Origin of the sequence: Alkalinema pantanalense CENA528, assembly GCF_050753345.1 — a bacterium.
In the GTDB taxonomy this organism is placed as follows: Bacteria; Cyanobacteriota; Cyanobacteriia; order Leptolyngbyales; family Leptolyngbyaceae; genus Alkalinema; species Alkalinema pantanalense.
Map to the genome: position 1 here is coordinate 1 of NZ_JBLZFX010000111.1, position 19,393 is coordinate 19,393.

Below are 19,393 nucleotides of genomic sequence, written 5' to 3' on the forward strand. Positions count from 1 at the left end.
CTCCCACCCTTCACCCCTCCACCCCCTTCCGCCATGGCAATCACCATCACCCAAGGCTACACCGAACCCCTCGCCGACGGCATTGACATCCCCCTCGTGTTCATCCCTGGCGGCAGCTTCCTGATGGGTTCCCCCGCTGATGAACCGCAGAGATTTAAGACTGAAGGCCCGCAGCACTCCGTGACCCTAACCGCCTTCTGCATGGGGCAATATCCCATTACCCAAGCCCAATGGCGCATCGTAGCAGGCTGGCAACCCGTCCAGCGCGAACTTAAACCCAATCCATCACACTTTCAAGGCGATCGCCACCCCGTTGAACGAGTTTCCTGGGCAGACGCGATCGAATTCTGCGATCGGCTCAGTCACCACACCGATCGTCGCTACACCCTACCCACAGAAGCCCAATGGGAATACGCCTGTCGTGCAGGTACGACCACCCCCTTCCACTGCGGCCAAACCCTCACCCCAGAACTGGCTCGATACGACTGGTCACAAGTGTATGCCGATACCCCCGTCAAAAAACAGAAATTTGAACAAAGCACCTCACCTGTGGGAACTTTCCCCGCCAATGCCTGGGGGTTGTATGACCTGCATGGCAATATTTGGGAATGGTGTCTAGATGATTGGCATAGCAATTACAACCGTGCGCCAACGGATGGCAGCGCTTGGGTAGGGAAAAACGCTGAAAAGCAAGCTAGGAAGGTGATTCGGGGCGGTTCCTGGATCAGCGCTCCGAGGTATTGCCGTCCGCCACGCGCGACAACGACATCCTCGCGCTCCTTGTCATCTACTACGGTTTTCGTATTGTTTGTCTTTCCCAGGACTTTCTGTAACCCTTTCCCCTCCTACCCTTTAGCCCTCTAGTCTTCTTTCTCTTTCCCCTCTCTTATCGCGCGAAGCGCGTTGGCGTAGCCTCTCGCAGAGAATCGAAAATTTTGAAACATCGCGGCGATCGATCCTGTTTATAGCAATCGCTAAGATGGTTGGGACAATCATCTTAGCGATTGCAAATCGCCGATCCCCCTAAATCCCCCTTAATAAGGGGGACTTTGAGTCAATCAATCAAAAAATAGAAATTATAGGAACTTTCCTTCTATTTTCTTCTATTTTCTCCTGCCCCCCTTAATAAGGGGGGCTAGGGGCGATCGAATCTGTCGCAGTGATAAATCAATCTATTTCAGCAAGTTGGCCTCCCTAAGTCGATTCAATAATCCCGATCGAGTTGGGTATTTTGCATGTAAATCCTGAATTCGCTTGAGAAAGGCATCCAACTTGCCTTGCATGGCTGCCACATCCCGCAAATCCACCAGATGCGCCACCGCTTCATCGTAGGGTTTTGATTGTTTAAGTTCAATCAATTGCATGGCCTGCTGCCAAAGTTGGTCCGCTTGAGGCGCAATTTCTTGCAGATACTTCTGCCGTGCAGCAGCGGCGGCTTTCCGGGCTTTGGCTTCCCGCGTCTTCTGGGTGGATGTTGCCAACTCCACCAATTCCGCCAAACTCCGACCCGGAGAGGTTGAGCTGACGGTGGCGGATTGACCAAAGCGCTGACGCAAATCCAGCAATAGCTCGCCACCGATCGGTTCCCCTGCCGCCGCCCGCACCAGATAGGCATTCCGATCGGCCTCCGGTAACGCCGCCACCCACTCAGCGATCGGTTCCGTAGGAGCGGTGCCTGCCTTACTTGCCTGAGCCGCCGCACCAATCAAATCTGCATCAATCTCAAATAATGCAGCAAAAGCTTTCAGGGCCGGAGAGAGTTTTTTCAAATTAGCAGGCACGGGCGGTTCGATCAAATCTTCAGGATCTTCCGGGATGTCTTCTCCAAACCCCGCCGCCAGCCAAGCCAGGTACAACACTCGCAAATCGCCTTGGATTAAATCTTCCCGCAAAGCTAATAAATCAGCGGCATAACTGGTTTCCTCCAGCCAACCATAGTAATTCTCCTGATGAATCCCAATATTTAAAATGATCGACTTGGTAGTTACCTTAACTTCAATGCAATCCTCAACACAGTAAGGGTCAAAGATGCTTCGATCGACCAAGTTCTTAGGGAATCGAATCATCAATTGACGAATGCCAAAATTGGCAACGTAAACCATCAAGTCAAAACAACGATCGAGCAATTTTTCAGGATCGCCTCGAAAATCTCCATAGTGATAGACAAACTGAGCATTAGTTCCAGTTAATTTGACGCGACTGGACAGACTTTGCACATGCTGCTTATCCGTCGCGCTGAGGGGCCGATCGATGGCTTGAAACTCGTAAAATTGAAATTCACTCATCGCCAAATGACCAATGATTTAAATGCACTTCTCTTAATAAGGCGGGTCAGCGAGACCATCGTAACCACACATACCTAAACGGGGTGAATTCACTAACGGAATCGGATCTCCATAGCCATCATGGGGATGGCTTTCGACATGCTCCGCACACAACGTTCCCCACACCTCGTCTTCAATCAAGCATTCTTGACAAAGGTACTCAGCCGGTTGATCGCATTCAATGCATGTTGCCTCGGGCCGCTGATTTCGCGCCATGAGTAAGATCGGTTTACTCGTCAAAGGCTTGCCTTCCCGGACTGCCACCAATTTCACGATCGTTTCAGAAGACGTTCCAAAATCGTAAATATGCGACAAGGTATCTGTGCGTTGAAACACGTCCTGGAGTTTGCGTTGTTTCCCAATCTGGCTGGCAAACCGACCCGTTCCCAGCAGAAATTCGCTCAAGTGCCCACAACATTCCAGCCAAATGCCCCGGAGGTACGTGTCTAAGTCCTTTAAGGATTTAGTCGATCGCATTTCCAAATCCAACCAAAATTCTTTCCGGTAGGCGTCTTGCACCCGTAAATGAAAGAGCATTTCCGCTGTTCCCTTGCCTGCGTTGGCTCGTTCGATCGCTTTTGTGCGCTCCGCACAGGTGGCAAGATGCTTGGTGATGCTAACTTTTGAAAATTCTTTTTGACAAAAAATACAGTGACCTTTTGAGGATTTTCGTTGTGGCATAATTCAACTGAAAAATGGCATTAACTGGCATGCATTCCTTCTCCCTTACAATAATCGACCCGCCCCAAAATGGTCTCGAATTGTTAGAAAAATAGCCGTTTTCAGACTCCCACAGTCGCCACTCTACTGACTCTTGCAACGCCTCGAATGCATAAGTTCCCGAATCAGCAAGAAATAGAGTGAAAAAGCTACCTGTAGAACGTATAACAAGCGCGACCATGCTGACCCAGTCTCAACTGCAAATCTTCCCCATCCTTGGATGCAATCTATTACTCGCGATCGGATGCAGTAACATCAGCCAATCTGCCTCCATCGCAGCCCCCCCTACCAGCCAAGCCAAACTGGAACACACCATCCACGCCCCCCAGGAAAGCACCCGAAACATTCCCCAAGAAATTCAGCAATTAATCCAAGCCTTAAAAACTCAACCAGACGATCGCACGACCCTCAGCAAGAAACTAGCTGCGATCGGTCAACCCGCCATCCCCCACATCCTCCCACTGCTGACCGATTCCAACCCAGGCATTCGCTTTTATGCCGCCTATACCCTAGGTCAAATGGGAACCGTCGCCCAATCCACCGTGCCCCAGTTAGTGCCTTTGCTGAAAGACTCCGATCGTGACGTGCGTCGGAGCACCGCAGATGCGTTGGGTTCTATGGGCAACGCAGCCAAATTGGCGCTGCCAGAAATCCTGTCATTGCTGAAAGACCCGGATAGCGATCGACGTTTAACCGGACTCTATACCCTCGGCCAAATCAACCTTGTTCTCAAAACCCACGATCGTGCACTCCAATCTGTCTTGCCCCACCTCATTTCCCTCCTGCAAGATCCGGATCTCGTCGTTAGCCTTGGCTCCGCCCAAGTTCTGGGTAGCCTTGAGGAATCCGCCAAACCCGCCCTCCCAAAAATCCTGCCCTTGCTAAAACATGCCAACCCCGGCGTCCGCATCAACACCCTCTATACCTTGGAATGGTTAGGCAAAACCGCTCAATCTGCCCTCCCTCACATCACTCCTTTGCTCAAAGACGCCCATCCAGAAGTGCGCGATCGGGCTGCCGTAACCCTCAAACACCTCAAACAACTGAGAAATTAAGCCCCAAAATTAAGCCTAGAAATTAAGCCTAGAAATTAACCCTAACCTTTCCGCCCTGCCCCACCCGAGTTCCAGCCAATCTCCATCGCCTTGCCCAAAATGCAATTCACAACACAATTCGCCATCGGAAATTCACAATAGAAATAGGTCAAGAAATAGGTCAATTCCTTGGGTGCATATTTTGGTTAACGTCAGTGCTATTCCATCCTATCGACCGTGACACTCCTAGCTAGTTGCCATGAAACTTGTAACCCATTCCCCCAAATTTTCAGGTTCCCCAAGGGCATTCTCCTCCCTGGCGCTACTCAGTATTCTGTGCCCTCTTGCCTTGTCCCCCCAGTCCGCGATCGCCACAGACTTCCCCCGCGATCGGGTTCCTCCGTCATCCGCCGAAGTGGGCCTGCGATTTGAACAATCTACCCAACTCAACCAAGCCACCCTATACCAAAGCTGGGTCAACCACGAAACCATCTATCGACAAACGGGGGTTGAGTACCGCAGAGAATATTGCCCTCGGAATCGAGATCATAAAAACTATCGTCGCGATCGCCATGACCGCGATCGCCGCTACAAAAGTGACGATTACTACTACGACAACCACGATTCCGATTGGGATCCCACCTGGGCTAGCTATCCCGGCGAATCTAGCTATGGCCCACCCGTCCTAGTCTCTTCCCAAAATGTGGCCCCCTACCGCCAAAACACCCCCCGTCTCAAAGCCTTCTTTATTTCCCCCACGACCCCTCCCGCCCCAGGCTTGCGGGTCATCGTGCGCAACCAAACGATCGGCAGTAATCCCGCCCCCTATACCGATCGGGAATACGATGCGGGATCCCGTTCCGAAGACTTCAATCTGTCTCCTGGCGATGACCACCACAGCAAACATTTAGCCGTCCTCAAAGGCCAGAACCTGATGGCCTACCAAATTAAACGGGGCAATGTCGTCATAGAATCCGGCGAATTTACAGTCAATGTTGATATCGTCGATCGCTATACATCTATTTCTAAAACCTTGCCCCGCCGCGTGGTGAATGTTCCCTGCCGTAGCAAATATAGACGCTAGTCCCAGGATTGATTGCACTGAAATGATTGCACGGAAAGCAGTACGATCGAACTAGCCTTCCAGACGGAATCTCACCTCTCAGCGATCGTGCTGCTCAAATTCAACTAACCCTGAATCAGATCTTACGTCCTGATGCTAAATAGGAATTGTGAAAGAATGGAGAAAGCGGGTAGCGGGAATCGAACCCGCAACTAAAGCTTGGGAAGCTTTCGTTTTACCACTAAACTATACCCGCGTAGCTATCTATCAGATTATACCAAATTCAAATTTTATTGGGACACCATTTGTCTAACAAATTTCTGGGAACAATAGGAACATCACCCACGGGGAACAATAGGAACATCACCTAGCACCTAGCTATACGGCTATACGGAATGTTTAATGCAACTGAACTACTAATTGACGACTTTGTAAAAAAGTTGCGCGAAGGCTACCGACGCACCTACGGCGGCCTCAAATGTGACTATGAAGAAATTATTGGCTGGGTGGGTGCCATGGCGATGGAGAACGTCGCGAACAGTGATGCTCTCTACCACAATGTGGAGCACTCGATTCTCGTGACCTTAGTTGGCCAAGAAGTGCTACGGGGCCGACAAATTCGGGAAGGGGGCGTTTCCTGTGAAGATTGGCTACACTTTATAATTTCCCTGGTCTGCCACGACATCGGTTATGTAAAAGGTGTCTGTCGCGCCGATCGCAAAGGCTGGTATGCCACCGGGATCGGGGAAGAAATGATCCAACTGCCCCATGGTGCCACCGATGCAGCGCTGACGCCTTACCATGTCGATCGGGCAAAACTGTTTATTGATGAGCGCTTTGGCAATCATCGCCTGATCGATGCTGAAGCGATTAAACGCAATATTGAACTAACCCGTTTCCCGGTACCCTCGGCGGAAGACCATCAAACTACCGATGATTATCCTGGCTTGATTCGCGGATCCGATCTCATTGGCCAGTTGAGTGATCCCCGCTATCTCAAGAAAATTAGCGCATTGTTTTACGAGTTTGAAGAAACCGGAGTCAATAAACTACTGGGCTACCGTAACCCCGGCGATCTGCGGAAAAACTACCCACGCTTCTACTGGAAAGGGGTTTATCCCTATATCCAAGATGGCCTACGCTATCTTTCCCTCACCCAGCAGGGCAAGCAAATTATTGCCAATCTCTACTCCAATGTTTTTGTGATTGAACATGAAACTCTGGATGGAGAATATATGTTCAACCATAAATCCCTGATGGATTAAGCGATCTCTGACCCAGCCGCAGATGACGCGATCCCATGGGACTAGCACGATCGCGCTGCGTCAAACCAAGCGCAAGCTATGCCCGAGGGATATAGAACGGGCACCCTTGACAAGGCCCAAAGGTATTCACTGCGCACCGCAAGAGTTCCGATCGCGCATTGTACTGGCAACTGGCATCCCCCATCACCCATCGCCCCTCGATCAAACTTCGTTCCTCTGGGCAGGCCGAACTTTGTACGTAGATCGCTATCTTATGGAGACGATAGCGTCCTGCTGTGAACTGATAGCGATGGCGGCGTTCTAGCACCGTATAGGTCTGACCTTCGAGGTTGAGGTAGGCTCCTGGTTGAGGTGTCCAATCGAGGTAGACATTCCCCAAGGACTTTTGGGATGCCTGGAGAATGACCTCGGTGGGCAATGAAGGCTGCTCCATAGAAACTTAAGCTGATGTGGGCGACATAACGAACAAGCGAACGATCGCGCTGCTGCCATCCTAGCAACTCGTGATCGCATAAGCCGATGCCAAAACCCATCAAACGTGATGGTGGCGACAGCTACGATCGTTAACTTGTACGATCGTTAACTTGATAGTAACTCAACTGTCCCAAGTCGATTCGGCAAGAAAACCGAGGAATTTTAGTCAGCCTTATTACTAATTAACGTATCCATGCCAGGGACTCACTTCTAGCCGTCCATTGGGCCGAAATACAACCTTAAACGTTGCAAAGGACTGGGAAGGCGTTTGATCTGCTGTCGCTTCTTTGCCCAGCCGAGGTAAGGGCGTCACATTCACATTATCTCGAGCCGCGCGGTTATAGGGCTGAAAATCAAGAATGTTGCCTGCTTTATCGACCCGTACCCGGAATTGCAAGTCGTCATTAAAGGTAAGCGGATCCGTCCAAGCCTTAACCACCTGTTCCCTTAACTTAGGTTGTAAGGTCTCGATGTCAGCAGAGGCGGTAATTTCCGTTACCTCTCCGGACTCTGGGCTGGCAACGGGAAACGGCGAGGGACTGGTGGAGACTTCAGGACTAGGGGATGGGCTTTCGCTGGGGCTGGTACTGGGACTTTCGTTGGGACTTTCGCTGGGACTAGGTGTTGGACTGGCTGCTGTTTCAGTTTCCCAGGGGACCACTTCTAGGGAACCATCGGGTTGGAAGCTGACCCGATACTGAGCGATCGCTTCGGCAACGGGCTGTCCTGGCACGGGTTTAACCAGCAACCTGGGCAACGGCGTTTTCGCAGAATTTTTCAGGGCTGCTTCATTTTGATCTTTGTAACCCACAATGTTGCCATCTTTGCCCACACTGACTCGATAGACCAGCGCTTCGGGCACCTGCGCCGCCGCAGAATACTGCGACTTCAGTTTTTCTTCTAAGCCTGCCTGCAACTTGGCAATTTCTTCAGGATCGGTAATGGGCGGGACCTTATCCAGCGCCGTTTCCAGTTGCGATAAGTCCGGTGCTGTACTGGAAGGACTGGGCGACGGGCTAGCACTGGCGGACGCCGTTGGGCTAGGTTGACTACCCGGTCTAAAGTTTTGGGGTTGACGAAACTCTGGGGTGGGCATGGCAAATAATGCTGCCCCCGCCAAGGCCAAACTCGAGACCCCGATCGCTGCTGGGACTATCTGCTGCGCACTGGCTGTCCGAGGGGCATATTTTTTGGGAACTGGGGCCAAATTTAATGACCAGAATGGCAGGGTTTGGGTGTCGGCCACAAACTGATCGATCGCTTCGACGAGATCAAACAATTGCACCGTAGTCAAGTTAACAACGGTCGGCTCCGGAGTGTTCCCTGCTTCGGTCGGTTCGGCACGGTAGGTAATCTGATGGGTGTCTGGCCCCGTGCGCTGAACCTGAACTAATCCAGTTTTGTCGCTGTAGAGGTGATTCGGTAAATGCACTCCACTCAGACATTCCTGGGCGTACAGGCTAACAGAAGTTACTAAGCTTTCAAAAAACTCCCGGCCTCCCACGAGGGGAGTCTGGATCCCTTCCAAATGGCATTCTGCATTGAGCAGCAAAGACATCACAGGACGCAACTCGGCGGGATTGAAGTTGGCCATATCCCGAAAACCCTCCAAAATGAGGGTGCAGTTGGGTAGGCTATATTGCCGCTGAATCGTACTCATGCCACTTCTCCATCAAACAGGCTAATCCACAACCGCTGCATTCCAGACGTGCCTGTGCAAAATAACAACTGACCTAATAATTCCACAGCTAACTGATTTAAACTTTCGTCGGTACTATAGGCCAAAACGGCTGCCCGCCGGGGGTTCATGCGCGATCGAAAATGAGTCCGAAAGCGTTCTAGGTAGGCCGCAAGATAAAAATCTTCGGTGGGAGACTTTTGCTTTTCTGAGAGTTGATGGTACGTCAGCAGGAGTTGCCGAACCACGACGGTCAACCGCCGCGTCAAATAGCAAAGAATAATAACGAGTGCCTTGGCTTCTAGGATGGATAGCGATCGGCGTTGATTGGTGCGGCGCATGGGATTGGTGCTGCGGAGCCGCCACAGGGTAACCCGATCGGGAATCACGCTTTTCAACTCCAGATCTCGCGCCACAATCAAGATCGCCTCCGACCCCGTTAAATCTAACGCTTCGATCGCTAACAACAGCAGATCAATCTGCGATCGGGTACGACGCGGACACAACCCATCCAATAAGGGCGGATCCGGTAAGCTGTCGAGGATGATCGGCGTGGATGGAGCAGAGGGATTGTTCAACTGCATTACGCTCACAGAAACACTCACACGGGCGGTAGAGGACGATCTTCTAGCAATCATTTTTCATGACGATTGCCGAAAAGATTTGTTCTTAGCATGGGCAGAAGGATCGAGTTTCTACCGCGCTGATTACATATCTTGCTTAACTTCCAGCAGCATTCTACCGGAATCGGGATAGCCTGACCGAAAATCTTTCTCCGAGGACATGGGAGAATAGAAAACGTTGTTTACCTCGATCGAGGCAACCAGTTTCAGCGATGGTCACAAAGATGGTCACAAAGCAACTATTCCAACTGTCTCGGCAATTGTTTCAAAACGTATCCCGGCAAGTATCTCGGCAGGTATCCCGGCAATTAGTCCTCAGCCTATTTCTCATTGTGACGCTTTGCGTCCAAGGCTGTGCTGCGGTAGGGGTGAACGGACTTCAAAGTTTTTCGGATAGTTTAGATGGCTATCGCTTCCTGTATCCTACGGGTTGGGTGGAAGTGAAGGTCTCCAATGCTGATATTGTATTTCACGACATTATTGAGCAGACGGAAAATGTCAGTGTTGTAATTAACCCAGTGGCCGGCCAGAAGAAGTTACAGGATCTCGGCAGTCCAACGGATGTGGGGTATCAGATTGGCAAGAATGCCCTGGCACCGGAAGGCTCGGGGCGCACCGCAGAATTGGTCAATGCCCAAGAAGCACAGTTGGGAGACAAAGCCTATTACCTGTTGGAGTACTTGGTGAAACTCCCGAGTGGGCAACAGCGGCACAACTTAGCCAGTGCGGTGGTCAGTCGGGGTAAGCTCTTTACCTTCAATGCTTCAACGCCGGAGGATCGGTGGGAAACCATGCAGCCTCTGCTGGAAAAATCTGTGCGATCGTTCAACGTCAACTAATTTCACTGAATTTCACTGTCACCTAATTTCACTGTCACCTATATTTCACTGATTTTGGTGTGACGGCCAGTTTGAAGATTAGAATTTTGGCTCGATCGGGATTTTCTTGATCGAGTTTTTGCTGGAGGGTTTTGCGTCATGATGAAGAGGCTGGTGGTTGAAACTGAGCCTCTCCATGCATGATGTTGGCCTGAGCCGACCCGTTTCTGGTCAAATTCAAGATTTTTCTGTGTCTATGCCCATTCCGTTTGTTTTAGCCTCTGCATCGCCCGCCCGTCGCCGTTTATTGCAACTTGCAGGGATTGATCCGTTCGTTTACCCCAGTGATTTTGATGAAGATCAGATTCAGCTATCCGATCCTGCTGAACTGGTTCAGGAACTGGCCCGTCAGAAGCTCAATGCCAGTTTGCAGAAACTTTGGTTGAACCGAGGGAGTGCGCCGGGGGGCTTTTTTAGTGATCAGCCGGGGGTCATGCTGGGCTGTGATTCGGTTTTGGCGATCGGGGGGGAAATCCACGGTAAGCCGGATAGTCCGGAGGAAGCGATCGATCGTTGGAAACAAATGCGCGGCCAAGTGGGAGACCTGTATACAGGCCATGTTTTAGCGGGAGCCTATCGCGATCCAGCGCATCTGGAACCCACCTTTCAGGTCGTGAAATATCAAGTCACCAAGGTGTTTTTCGCCAATCCTAGTGATGCAGAAATTGCTGACTATGTAGCCACGGGAGAGCCTTTAAACTGCGCAGGGTGTTTTGCGATCGAAGGCAAGGGCAGTGTCTTTGTGGAAAAAATTGAGGGCTGCCACACCAATGTGATTGGCCTCTGTATGCCGCTGTTGCGTACCATGCTCCAGGAAGCGGGTTACAGCATTACCGATTTCTGGAAAGCCTAAAAAATGCGCGATCGAGCCCGAGTTCTAAACATCTGAGGGTTCGATCGATCGAGCCTAACGATCGAGATTGGACGATAGTCCGCTAGGATTCTCACCTGTGGGTGCTTGGGGCCAAGGTTGCGGGAGTCCCGCTGGTTGAGGTAACGCCGTGGGGGAAGGCAATCCTGCTGGTGCTGCTCCGGGCACTGCTCCAGGCACCGATAAGGAAGTGGGTCGTTGCGTCGGTGATTTCTTGACCCAGGGAATTAGCGCATCCTTTGCGATCGCCTGGGATACCACATAGGCTCCGTAACGATTTAAGTGGCTTGGATCGGAGAACAATTCATTCTGGGTTTTCCACTGGTAGGCCAGATTGCGATAGGTAAAGCCCCAAGCCGCCGCCTTTTCGGTCATGTATTGCTGGAACGCTTCCTCGGACTCCCGTCGATGGACATCGAGGTATTCCATCGTCAAGGGCAGGTTGACGAAGACCAGGGAAATGTTTTTGGCTTTGGTGTAGTCCGCGATCGTCTTGAGTGCTTCTTCCTGCTTACCCGGCAATTGGAAGGACTCATAGTCCCCATCAAAGGCTCCAGATACTCGGGTGTATTTTTGATAATAGGTGGCGGGATTAAACTGATTGGACAACGGCAGGAACCCATTGATGTCAATCAAGCCGCGCCCACTGGAGGGAATCATTAAACTCTGGCTCGCTTCCTCCGATTTTTCCGTCGAGGAGGGCTTGGCTGTTCCCAAGAGGCGCGCTTGCAAGACAGTCAGCAGGGCCGATCGGGCTTCGTAGGCGGCGGATAATCGGCCCAACCCGTCAGCAAGTTGTTTATCGAGGGTTTGATACGCCTCTTTGAGATAGGCTTTGGGCGCAGCACTGGCCGTTTCTGTTTCAGGGGTGGCGGTTGGTGCTGCTTCTGCCTTGGCTACCGTGGGTAAGGCCACCGAAGGGAGTTTTTTGAACCCATCGGACACTGCGATCGCGTTAAATGTCACATCGACGCGCCCACTATTGAAGGCCCGTGCACCATCGGCCCAAATGACTAACTTAGGTAACTGATTGGGGGGGATTAACCGTCGTAGTAATAGATCCACCACCTGAGCCGTGGCACCGTTGACTCCGAAGTTAAAAACCTTGATATGCGGGTAGCCTTCCTGGGCGAGGGCGTCTTGGAGCGCGGTGGGATCCAAGCCTCGTAACGCCCGTGAACTGCCTACAACTAAGACATCGGGCACCCCCGAAAGTTTGACATACTGCTGATACAGCGCCAAGCGCTCGTCCAACTGTTCCGCGTTCAAGCTGGGATAGGGGGACTGCTTAGGATCAACGATCGCCTTGGCTTGGAGGGGCGCAGCAGGGAGATCGGGATTATCACTGGCGTGGAGCCGCATGGAATCGGTTTTAGTGGCGGTGATTACCCCCGGCCCTTCTTGGGTAAACCCCGAGGCATTGAAGGTGCTATCGGTGGGGGACTTGGATTTGCTGAGGCTGAGGCTAGGAAGGTTGACGGTTTCGGTTTTCAATTCTGGTTGGCCCCAAGCAAAGGATTGGCCTGGATCACGGAGCTGAGATTTGGACAATAATCCTAAGCTCCAATCGGTGGAGATCGCTGCGCAGACACCTAGCAAGCCCCAAACCAAAGCTAAGCGACCATCCACCGTCGGATTTGCATCGGGCACGAGGCGTTGGGTGGTCACTACGGGACTAAAGAGGGTCGATCGTAGGAAGATATCCTGAATTCCTGAAGACCATTTTTCCCAGCGCTGGCTCCAGGATTGCCGCTCCTTGCGGGGAATCCAGACCAGCGCTCCTGGCGGCGACAAGAGATCCCCTACATAGGCATCCGATGCTGCAAAGTCCGGGGAAGCTTCCGGCACCACCCGCAACTTGGCCCCTAGATCCACCCCTTGTCGCCAACTGGGTTGCGATCGGCCCGAGCGGCGGCCATAGAAGCACAGTCCGGTCAGTCCTGGCACTGGCACTTCTCGAAAGAATTGGGTCAGTGTGGCCACCGTGGTTTTCTGCGGAGGGCAGTGGAGGGAGTCCGCCATCACGTGCAGGATCGAATCCCGTTGCCGAACCTGTAGATGAATGCCGCCCGTGGCCAGGTATTGGGCCAGATTAGGATTCAGTCGTCGGGTCAACAGATAGGCGATCGCACCCAGATCCCCCCGTTGGGCTAGGGATTGCGCGGGTTGTGCCCGATCGACCTGGTTGGCCGCAGGGAGTTCTAACCAATGCACCCAGGTGGCCTGCTGTTGGGATGCCTTAGCCGCAAGACCGTAAATGCTGGCACCCTGTACGCCGTGGGGAGCTAGTGGGTTGAGAACCTGTTCGATCGCGGCCACGGTGAGACTTTGATCCGGTGCGGCGCTGTGGCCCACACAGTGGAGATGGAGCGTTGTCTGATCGACCTGCTGGTCAATCTGTAAGTCAATGTGGGCGTAGGTCACCCGCTGGTTGAGGAGTTGCGTTAATGCGGCTGGATCGCCCCACTGGGCCCACTGGCGCAGCATCTCCTGGGTCGGGGTCAGATTGACCCGCAGTGTCCAATCGGGTTCGGCCTCTCCTTGTACCTGGCCCAGAACGATCGCATCTTGGAATTGGTCAAGATTGAGTTCCCGCAAATGCTGGGCGATCGGTTCTGCGACCAAATTGGCATCCACGCTGTAGGAGGACTCACACATCACCCAGAGGCGTTGGGTCAGGAGCGCTGTGGGAATCGGCGATCGCTCGGTCGCAATGGGCTTGGCCTTAACCCGTACTGCAATGTTGTACTGGCTTAAATGCTGGCTCAGGTAATGGGCGATCGCTGAGGGTTTGCCACTTTCTGCAAGGGATTTCAGCGATTGCGCTGTAGGTTTGGGACGGGATGGCGGGGTTGGGGGTGTTTTGGCAGAAGAGGTTTTGGCGGAAGAGGTTTTGGCGGAAGAGGTTTTGGCGGAAGGTGGCTCGGCGGGGGGCGTCTCGGCGGATCGGTTGGCGATCGGGGATAACTCCCAAGGGGCAGGCGGGGTGGCAGGGATATTGGACGATCTGGAAGGGGCCGCTCCTGAAGAGGCTCGTTGGGCTTGTTTTTGCTTAGCCCAAAGCTCGGCAATCTGAGAGATTTCTAATGTCTCGGCCCAGCGTGGCTTTTGGTCGCCGATACAACGCCCATAGACCACCACCCGATGCAGGATGGCGCTATCCGGGGGTAACAAACTTTCAAACCGAGATTGGGCGATCGCGGCGACCAACCGTTGATGAACCTGAGCTTGTGGAGGGCAGGGGGCTGCTTGGCAAAGAATGTAGAGGCTATTACCCCGTAGCCGCACCTGAATAGCATCCTGGGGCATTTCCAACACACGCGACAGCCATTCTCCCAAGGGTAATGGAGGAAACCCTTGAGAATCGTTGCGGAGAGATGGGCGCTCAGGGAGGTTTAACATCGGAATTAACGACTCGGTTGAACAGAATGGGATCAGAGAGCTGACCCTACAGCCAGTTTATTGTTTGGTGGATCGACCCTACAGATAGTGTTGCAAGGGAGCAATGGCTGTTTTCAACAGATGATACACCCTAGTTTTCGATCCGATCTCAGAATCCAGTCTCTCAATCGATCGAATTGTTTGGATTGCATCCCCATTGCCTTTTCCCGTGGCTTTTTCCCGTGGCTTTTTCCCGTAGCTTTTTCCCGTGGCATTTGCATTGTACCCACACGATAGAAACTGTGGGTACAGAAAATGTAGGATCCATTGCTACTCTGATAGGGTTTGTGTTGGATCCTCTACTACTTTATGGGAAAATCTTGGTGAACTTGCTGGCGGTGAACTTGCTAGAGGGAGAAGCTTAGGGAACAGCGCATAAATGAAATCCCAATTGGGTAGGGGTAGGAGAGTAAAAGGGTAGGAGGGTAGGGGAATGAAGAGGGGATATTATTTCTTTGCAAATCCCTTAAGAGGAAATGACTTGAGGTGAAAGTTTCAACAATCTACAATAACCGCAGTCGCGGTCACGGTAAGTTTGAGCGATCGGTCTAACTGACTCGATCTAATTGACTAGCCTAGGTTAATGACGCTGTAACCCGGTTTAACCATCAATTTCAGCGTCGTTATTTATTTTCTCTAACATTTATTTCCCTGAAATTTTCAGTTACAGTTTTCAGCTACCTTATTTAAATCGCAAGTTTTTATTGAAGTCACAAGTTTTAATTGCAAGTTTCAGTAACCAGTTCCAGTAACCAGTTCCAGCAACCAGTGTGTAAGCAGTAGGATTGCAAGGAAATTGCCAGATTGAGGAGTCCTAGTCCAGTCGGCATCAAACCCATCCAAATTCCAAGATCCCGAAGTCTGGTATTTCTGGATACAGTCTTGGGGAGCATCGCCCGGTTTATTTGAAAGTGTAGTCCTATGCAAAGTCCCCACCGCATCCCCTTTAACACAATGGCCACGGAGCGAGATCCCCGATCGATTGGATCCGACTTGCTCCTCAGTACGGCAACCCTCTCCCTGCTCACGCTCCTAAAAAGTGGACGAATCCTGTCCCAGGGGCTGCAATCCTTCGGCCTGTTAAGTGAAGAGATTTTTCGCGGCGATCGATTGCCCAACCTGGACTTTTTTCAGCCGACAGAAAGTGATTCACCTTCTCCCTTCTCCTCAGATTCTCCCCCCTAGGGGTAGAGCTGATGCCATCGATGATCTCCTAGGGAATGCGATCGTCCCTATGCTTTGATTGTGCCTGCCGCCACGGTTTGATTGGGTAAGCAGGCAGGCCCTGGTTACAATTTTGGGCTTTAAGTGGTTTTCTCGGGATGCTTGCAACACCCTAGGTGGGGGATCCCCTAGGCAATCGCCGGAGAAAGACCCGTAAGCCCATACAATGATGAAGTATCTCTGCTGAAACTGCCGCTATGAGTTCGATTCGCCCATCATCCGATGAGTTGTCCACCCAGCTCTCTGCAATCCATGTTTCGGAGACTGTTGCGGAGGAAGTAACTGTCATGACCTCAGAACTTTTTCTGCGCCATCGTCTCAAAATGGTGGAGGATTTGTGGGAGTCGGTCTTGCGGCAGGAGTGTGGACAGGCACTGGTAGACCTATTGAACCAACTGCTTGACCTCTGTTCTCCGGAAGGACAAGCGGCCAACTCGGAAGCCTCCGATGCCCTGAAGGTGGTGGAACAGTTAGAACTGAATGAGGCTATTCGAGCGGCAAGGGCCTTTGCTCTCTACTTTCAGTTGATCAACATTGTGGAGCAGCACTACGAGCAGCGAGATCAGCAGCTTCAGTACCGTGCAGCCCAGGAAATTTTAGAGGACGATGAACTAGGGAGTTACTGGGATCTGGAAACGGTGGGAGAGACGCCCCACTCCTACAACAGTTTAGAATCCGATCTGGTTCACAAGAAAGCCCAGCATCCCCAGGCCAGTCGTCGAGGAGTCGGAACGTTTCAGTGGCTCTTTCCCCGGTTGAAAAAATTGAATGTGCCACCGCAACAAATTCAAAAACTGGTCGATCGCTTAGAAGTTTGGCTGGTGTTTACTGCGCACCCTACGGAAATTGTTCGGCACACCATTCGAGATAAGCAACGTCGCATTGCCAAGCTATTGCGGGAACTCGATCGGGCAGAGAGTAGTGGCCCCCATGCTGCTCACTCTTGGGAAGCCCAGGGTTTGCGCGATCGGTTGATGGAGGAAATTCGGCTGTGGTGGCGGACGGATGAATTGCACCAGTTTAAGCCGACGGTGCTGGATGAAGTGGACTACACCCTGCACTATTTCCAGGAAGTGCTGTTTGATGCGATGCCGTTGCTGTTCCAACGAATGCAGCAATCGCTGACGATGTCATTTCCGCAAATGCAGTTGCCGCGCCATAACTTCTGCCGTTTTGGGTCTTGGGTGGGAAGCGATCGGGATGGGAACCCTTCCGTGACGCCCCAGGTGACTTGGCAAACGGCCTGCTACCAGCGGCGCTTGGTGTTGGAAAAGTATATGCAGTCGGTGAAACGGCTGATCGATTTGCTCAGTTTGTCCCTGCACTGGAGCGATGTCATGCCGGACCTGTTGGAGTCCCTAGAGCAGGATCGCGTCCGGCTGCCCAAGGTGTACGAGCGCTTGGCGATTCGCTATCGCCAAGAACCCTACCGTCTTAAGTTGGCTTATATTCACAAGCGGTTAGAAAATACCCACGATCGCAATCAGGAACTGTTCCACGGCGATTGGCAACAGCCGGAAAATACTGACTGGGATGAGGCGATTTATTACAAATCCGGGGAGGAATTTTTGGCGGAATTGCGCCTGATTCAGAAAAACCTGAGCGAAACGGGGTTGAGTTGCCGGGATTTGGATTACCTGATCTGTCAGGCAGAAATTTTTGGCTTTACCCTGACCCATTTGGACATTCGCCAGGAAAGTACCCGCCATGCTGACACGATCGCGGAAATTGTGGAGTATCTGCAAGTTCTGCCCAAGTCCTATAACGAAATGTCTGAGCCGGAACGGGTTGCTTTTCTAACCCAGGAAATTAAAACCCGCCGTCCGTTGGTGCCTCGGGAATTGCCTTTCAGTGAAAAGACAACGGAGGCGATCGAAACCCTGCGTATGGTGCGGGCGATTCAACGGGAATTTGGTACGGGGATTTGCAAGTCCTACATCATCAGCATGAGCCACGATGTCAGCGATCTGCTAGAAGTGTTGCTGTTGGCCAAGGAAGCCGGACTGTACGATCCTGCTAACAATACCAGTACGTTGCAAGTGGTGCCGCTGTTTGAAACGGTTGAGGACTTACAAAAAGCACCTAAGGTGATGACGGAGCTGCTGGAACTTTCGTTCTATCGCAGTATGCTGGCCAGTAACCAAGCAGCCACCGATGGGATTCCGGTGATCCAAGAAGTGATGTTGGGCTATTCCGACAGTAACAAGGATTCTGGTTTCCTTAGCAGTAACTGGGAAATTCACAAAGCTCAGCAAGCCTTGCAGCAAATTGCTGAACGCTATAATGCAGAGCTGCGGATTTTCCATGGCCGGGGTGGTTCTGTGGGGCGCGGGGGTGGCCCTGCCTACGAAGCCATTTTGGCGCAACCGGGGCCAAGTATGAATGGCCGTATCAAAATTACGGAGCAGGGAGAGGTTTTGGCCTCTAAGTACTCGTTGCCGGAGTTGGCGTTGTATAACTTGGAAACGGCTTCTACTGCTGTATTGCAAGGAAGTTTGCTGGGCACCAAGTTTGATGAAATCTATGAGTGGCAGCAGATCATGGAGGAGTTGGCGGCGAAATCGCGTTGCCACTACCGCAAGCTGATCTATGAGCAGCCAGATTTTATCGACTTTTTCCACCAAGTCACGCCGATCGAGGAAATCAGCCAATTGCAAATTAGTTCGCGTCCGGCCCGTCGCGGTGGCAAGAAGGATTTGGGCAGTTTGCGGGCGATTCCTTGGGTCTTTAGTTGGACACAAAGTCGCTTTTTGTTACCGGCTTGGTATGGGGTGGGGACTGCATTGCAGGAGTTTTTAAATGAGAAGGAAGATCATTTGAAGCTGCTCAGTTATTTCTATGTGAAATGGCCGTTTTTTAAGATGGTGATTTCTAAGGTGGAAATGACGTTGGCGAAGGTGGATTTGCAAATTGCAGAACACTATGTGCAACAGTTATCATTACCGGAAGATCGGGAGCGGTTTGAGCGATTATTTGAACAAATTGCCCAGGAGTACCATCTGACTCGAGATGTGGTGCTGACGATTACGGGGCACAAGAAATTACTGGATGGCGATCCGGATTTACAACGATCGGTGCAGTTACGCAATGGAACGATCGTGCCTTTGGGATTCCTACAGGTGTCGTTGTTAAAACGCTTACGGCAACATAAGAGTAGTTCGACAACGGGTGTTATGCGATCACGCTATAGCAAGGGTGAGTTGTTGCGGGGCGCATTGCTGACGATTAATGGAATTGCGGCTGGAATGCGAAATACAGGCTAATGGATTGTTGAATGGGTGGGCAATTGAGTGAAATTGTCTGCGAAATTGTCTGCGAGCCTTCGGTGACTTAAGAACTGTACGTTTAACTTCTGAGGAAGGGAGGCGTACAGTTTTTTTAGTTACCAAGAAAAAGGAGGACTTTGAAAGAATTGGGCCGAAGTTCCCCCTTGCTAAGGGAGGGATAGTGAATAATTAGAGTTTGTCAATTTTTTGACAGGTACACAACTCGGGAAATGATTAGGCAATGCAGTCAGTCAGGCGATCGAATTTTTCTGCTAATAAGGTAATGTTTATATTTATTGACACTATACGGTTGACTTGGGGTGGGGTTTGTCAGTAGGGTAGTTTCTCATAGCGATCGCCGTGGACATCCTTCTTTTGCGAGACGGGTTAGTCAGAAGCATGGGGTCGCTGGGTTCCCGAAAATTGGTAGTGCCCTGAAGGGCAGGACAGGGAAATAAATAGTGCATCAAGCAAGACCTAGCTTACGTCGTCGTATCGCATTGTAGTGATGCACAAAATTCCAAATGGCTGC

General features: G+C 51.6%; 14 protein-coding genes and 1 tRNA gene. 8 read left to right on the forward strand and 7 right to left on the reverse strand.

The features are described from left to right. The coding region (locus tag ACN4EG_RS23845) for a formylglycine-generating enzyme family protein (RefSeq protein WP_431632767.1) at positions 1–864 on the forward strand (864 nt) is incomplete at its 5' end. 308 nt (positions 865–1,172) lie between these two features. Here the strand turns inward: ACN4EG_RS23845 and ACN4EG_RS23850 are convergent. Then, the gene (locus tag ACN4EG_RS23850; RefSeq protein ID WP_431632769.1) at positions 1,173–2,285 is read right to left on the reverse strand and encodes a hypothetical protein; all 1,113 of its coding nucleotides are present in this window, start codon (positions 2,283–2,285) and stop codon (positions 1,173–1,175) included. Positions 2,286–2,318: 33 nt separating this feature from the next. Beyond that, on the reverse strand, positions 2,319–3,005 hold the full coding sequence (locus ACN4EG_RS23855; protein WP_431632770.1) for a hypothetical protein: 687 nt from the start codon (positions 3,003–3,005) through the stop codon (positions 2,319–2,321). A 218-nt stretch (positions 3,006–3,223) separates the two neighbouring features. Between ACN4EG_RS23855 and ACN4EG_RS23860 the strand changes: the two genes are divergently transcribed. Together ACN4EG_RS23860 and ACN4EG_RS23865 are read left to right on the forward strand one after the other, a co-directional pair. Further along, positions 3,224–4,099, forward strand: coding sequence for a HEAT repeat domain-containing protein (locus ACN4EG_RS23860; protein WP_431632771.1), 876 nt, complete (start codon positions 3,224–3,226; stop codon positions 4,097–4,099). Between the two features lie 328 nt (positions 4,100–4,427). Beyond that, entirely contained in the window at positions 4,428–5,162 is a 735-nt protein-coding gene (locus tag ACN4EG_RS23865; RefSeq protein ID WP_431632772.1) for a hypothetical protein, read from the forward strand. Positions 5,163–5,326: 164 nt separating this feature from the next. Here the strand turns inward: ACN4EG_RS23865 and ACN4EG_RS23870 are convergent. Continuing rightward, positions 5,327–5,397 (reverse strand) — tRNA-Gly (locus ACN4EG_RS23870). A gap of 139 nt (positions 5,398–5,536) precedes the next feature. Between ACN4EG_RS23870 and ACN4EG_RS23875 the strand changes: the two genes are divergently transcribed. Continuing rightward, on the forward strand, positions 5,537–6,406 hold the full coding sequence (locus tag ACN4EG_RS23875; RefSeq protein ID WP_431632773.1) for an Npun_R2479 family HD domain-containing metalloprotein: 870 nt from the start codon (positions 5,537–5,539) through the stop codon (positions 6,404–6,406). Between the two features lie 76 nt (positions 6,407–6,482). Here ACN4EG_RS23875 and ACN4EG_RS23880 read toward each other — a convergent pair whose 3' ends face one another. The 3 genes from ACN4EG_RS23880 to ACN4EG_RS23890 all read right to left on the reverse strand — a co-directional run bounded on the left by ACN4EG_RS23880 (position 6,483) and on the right by ACN4EG_RS23890 (position 9,163). Then, positions 6,483–6,839 carry a DUF6464 family protein gene (locus ACN4EG_RS23880; protein WP_431632774.1) on the reverse strand — a complete coding sequence of 119 codons (357 nt, stop codon included), beginning with the start codon at positions 6,837–6,839 and terminating at the stop codon, positions 6,483–6,485. 219 nt (positions 6,840–7,058) lie between these two features. Continuing rightward, positions 7,059–8,540 carry a DUF4335 domain-containing protein gene (locus tag ACN4EG_RS23885; RefSeq protein ID WP_431632775.1) on the reverse strand — a complete coding sequence of 494 codons (1,482 nt, stop codon included), beginning with the start codon at positions 8,538–8,540 and terminating at the stop codon, positions 7,059–7,061. After that, positions 8,537–9,163, reverse strand: a complete 627-nt coding sequence (locus tag ACN4EG_RS23890; RefSeq protein ID WP_431632776.1) for a DUF3038 domain-containing protein — start codon at positions 9,161–9,163, stop codon at positions 8,537–8,539. Before ACN4EG_RS23890 ends, ACN4EG_RS23885 begins: the two co-directional genes overlap by 4 nt. 242 nt (positions 9,164–9,405) lie before the next feature. Between ACN4EG_RS23890 and psbP the strand changes: the two genes are divergently transcribed. Then, entirely contained in the window at positions 9,406–10,020 is a 615-nt protein-coding gene (psbP, locus tag ACN4EG_RS23895; RefSeq protein WP_431632777.1) for a photosystem II reaction center PsbP, read from the forward strand. 175 nt (positions 10,021–10,195) lie between these two features. Further along, positions 10,196–10,912: a Maf family protein gene (locus ACN4EG_RS23900; protein WP_431632778.1), complete on the forward strand. Its 717-nt coding sequence runs from the start codon at positions 10,196–10,198 to the stop codon at positions 10,910–10,912. A 54-nt stretch (positions 10,913–10,966) separates the two neighbouring features. Here ACN4EG_RS23900 and ACN4EG_RS23905 read toward each other — a convergent pair whose 3' ends face one another. Then, positions 10,967–14,332, reverse strand: a complete 3,366-nt coding sequence (locus tag ACN4EG_RS23905; RefSeq protein ID WP_431632779.1) for a hypothetical protein — start codon at positions 14,330–14,332, stop codon at positions 10,967–10,969. A gap of 960 nt (positions 14,333–15,292) precedes the next feature. Between ACN4EG_RS23905 and ACN4EG_RS23910 the strand changes: the two genes are divergently transcribed. Together ACN4EG_RS23910 and ppc are read left to right on the forward strand one after the other, a co-directional pair. After that, positions 15,293–15,556, forward strand: a complete 264-nt coding sequence (locus ACN4EG_RS23910; protein WP_431632780.1) for a hypothetical protein — start codon at positions 15,293–15,295, stop codon at positions 15,554–15,556. A gap of 236 nt (positions 15,557–15,792) precedes the next feature. Continuing rightward, a complete protein-coding gene (gene ppc, locus ACN4EG_RS23915; RefSeq protein ID WP_431632781.1) occupies positions 15,793–18,858 on the forward strand; it encodes a phosphoenolpyruvate carboxylase in 3,066 nt (1,021 codons plus the stop codon). Positions 18,859–19,393: the final 535 nt, after the last annotated feature.

Excerpts from the sequence above, each read along its gene's own strand:
- ACN4EG_RS23905 (WP_431632779.1), bottom strand. The coding sequence starts at position 14,332 with ATGTTAAACCTCCCTGAGCGCCCATCTCTCCGCAACGATTCTCAAGGG.
- ppc (WP_431632781.1), top strand. The coding sequence starts at position 15,793 with ATGAGTTCGATTCGCCCATCATCCGATGAGTTGTCCACCCAGCTCTCT.
- ACN4EG_RS23885 (WP_431632775.1), bottom strand. The coding sequence starts at position 8,540 with ATGAGTACGATTCAGCGGCAATATAGCCTACCCAACTGCACCCTCATT.
- ACN4EG_RS23860 (WP_431632771.1), top strand. The coding sequence starts at position 3,224 with ATGCTGACCCAGTCTCAACTGCAAATCTTCCCCATCCTTGGATGCAAT.
- ACN4EG_RS23880 (WP_431632774.1), bottom strand. The coding sequence starts at position 6,839 with ATGGAGCAGCCTTCATTGCCCACCGAGGTCATTCTCCAGGCATCCCAA.
- ACN4EG_RS23875 (WP_431632773.1), top strand. The coding sequence starts at position 5,537 with ATGTTTAATGCAACTGAACTACTAATTGACGACTTTGTAAAAAAGTTG.
- ACN4EG_RS23855 (WP_431632770.1), bottom strand. The coding sequence starts at position 3,005 with ATGCCACAACGAAAATCCTCAAAAGGTCACTGTATTTTTTGTCAAAAA.
- ACN4EG_RS23910 (WP_431632780.1), top strand. The coding sequence starts at position 15,293 with ATGCAAAGTCCCCACCGCATCCCCTTTAACACAATGGCCACGGAGCGA.
- psbP (WP_431632777.1), top strand. The coding sequence starts at position 9,406 with ATGGTCACAAAGCAACTATTCCAACTGTCTCGGCAATTGTTTCAAAAC.
- ACN4EG_RS23900 (WP_431632778.1), top strand. The coding sequence starts at position 10,196 with ATGCATGATGTTGGCCTGAGCCGACCCGTTTCTGGTCAAATTCAAGAT.
- ACN4EG_RS23850 (WP_431632769.1), bottom strand. The coding sequence starts at position 2,285 with ATGAGTGAATTTCAATTTTACGAGTTTCAAGCCATCGATCGGCCCCTC.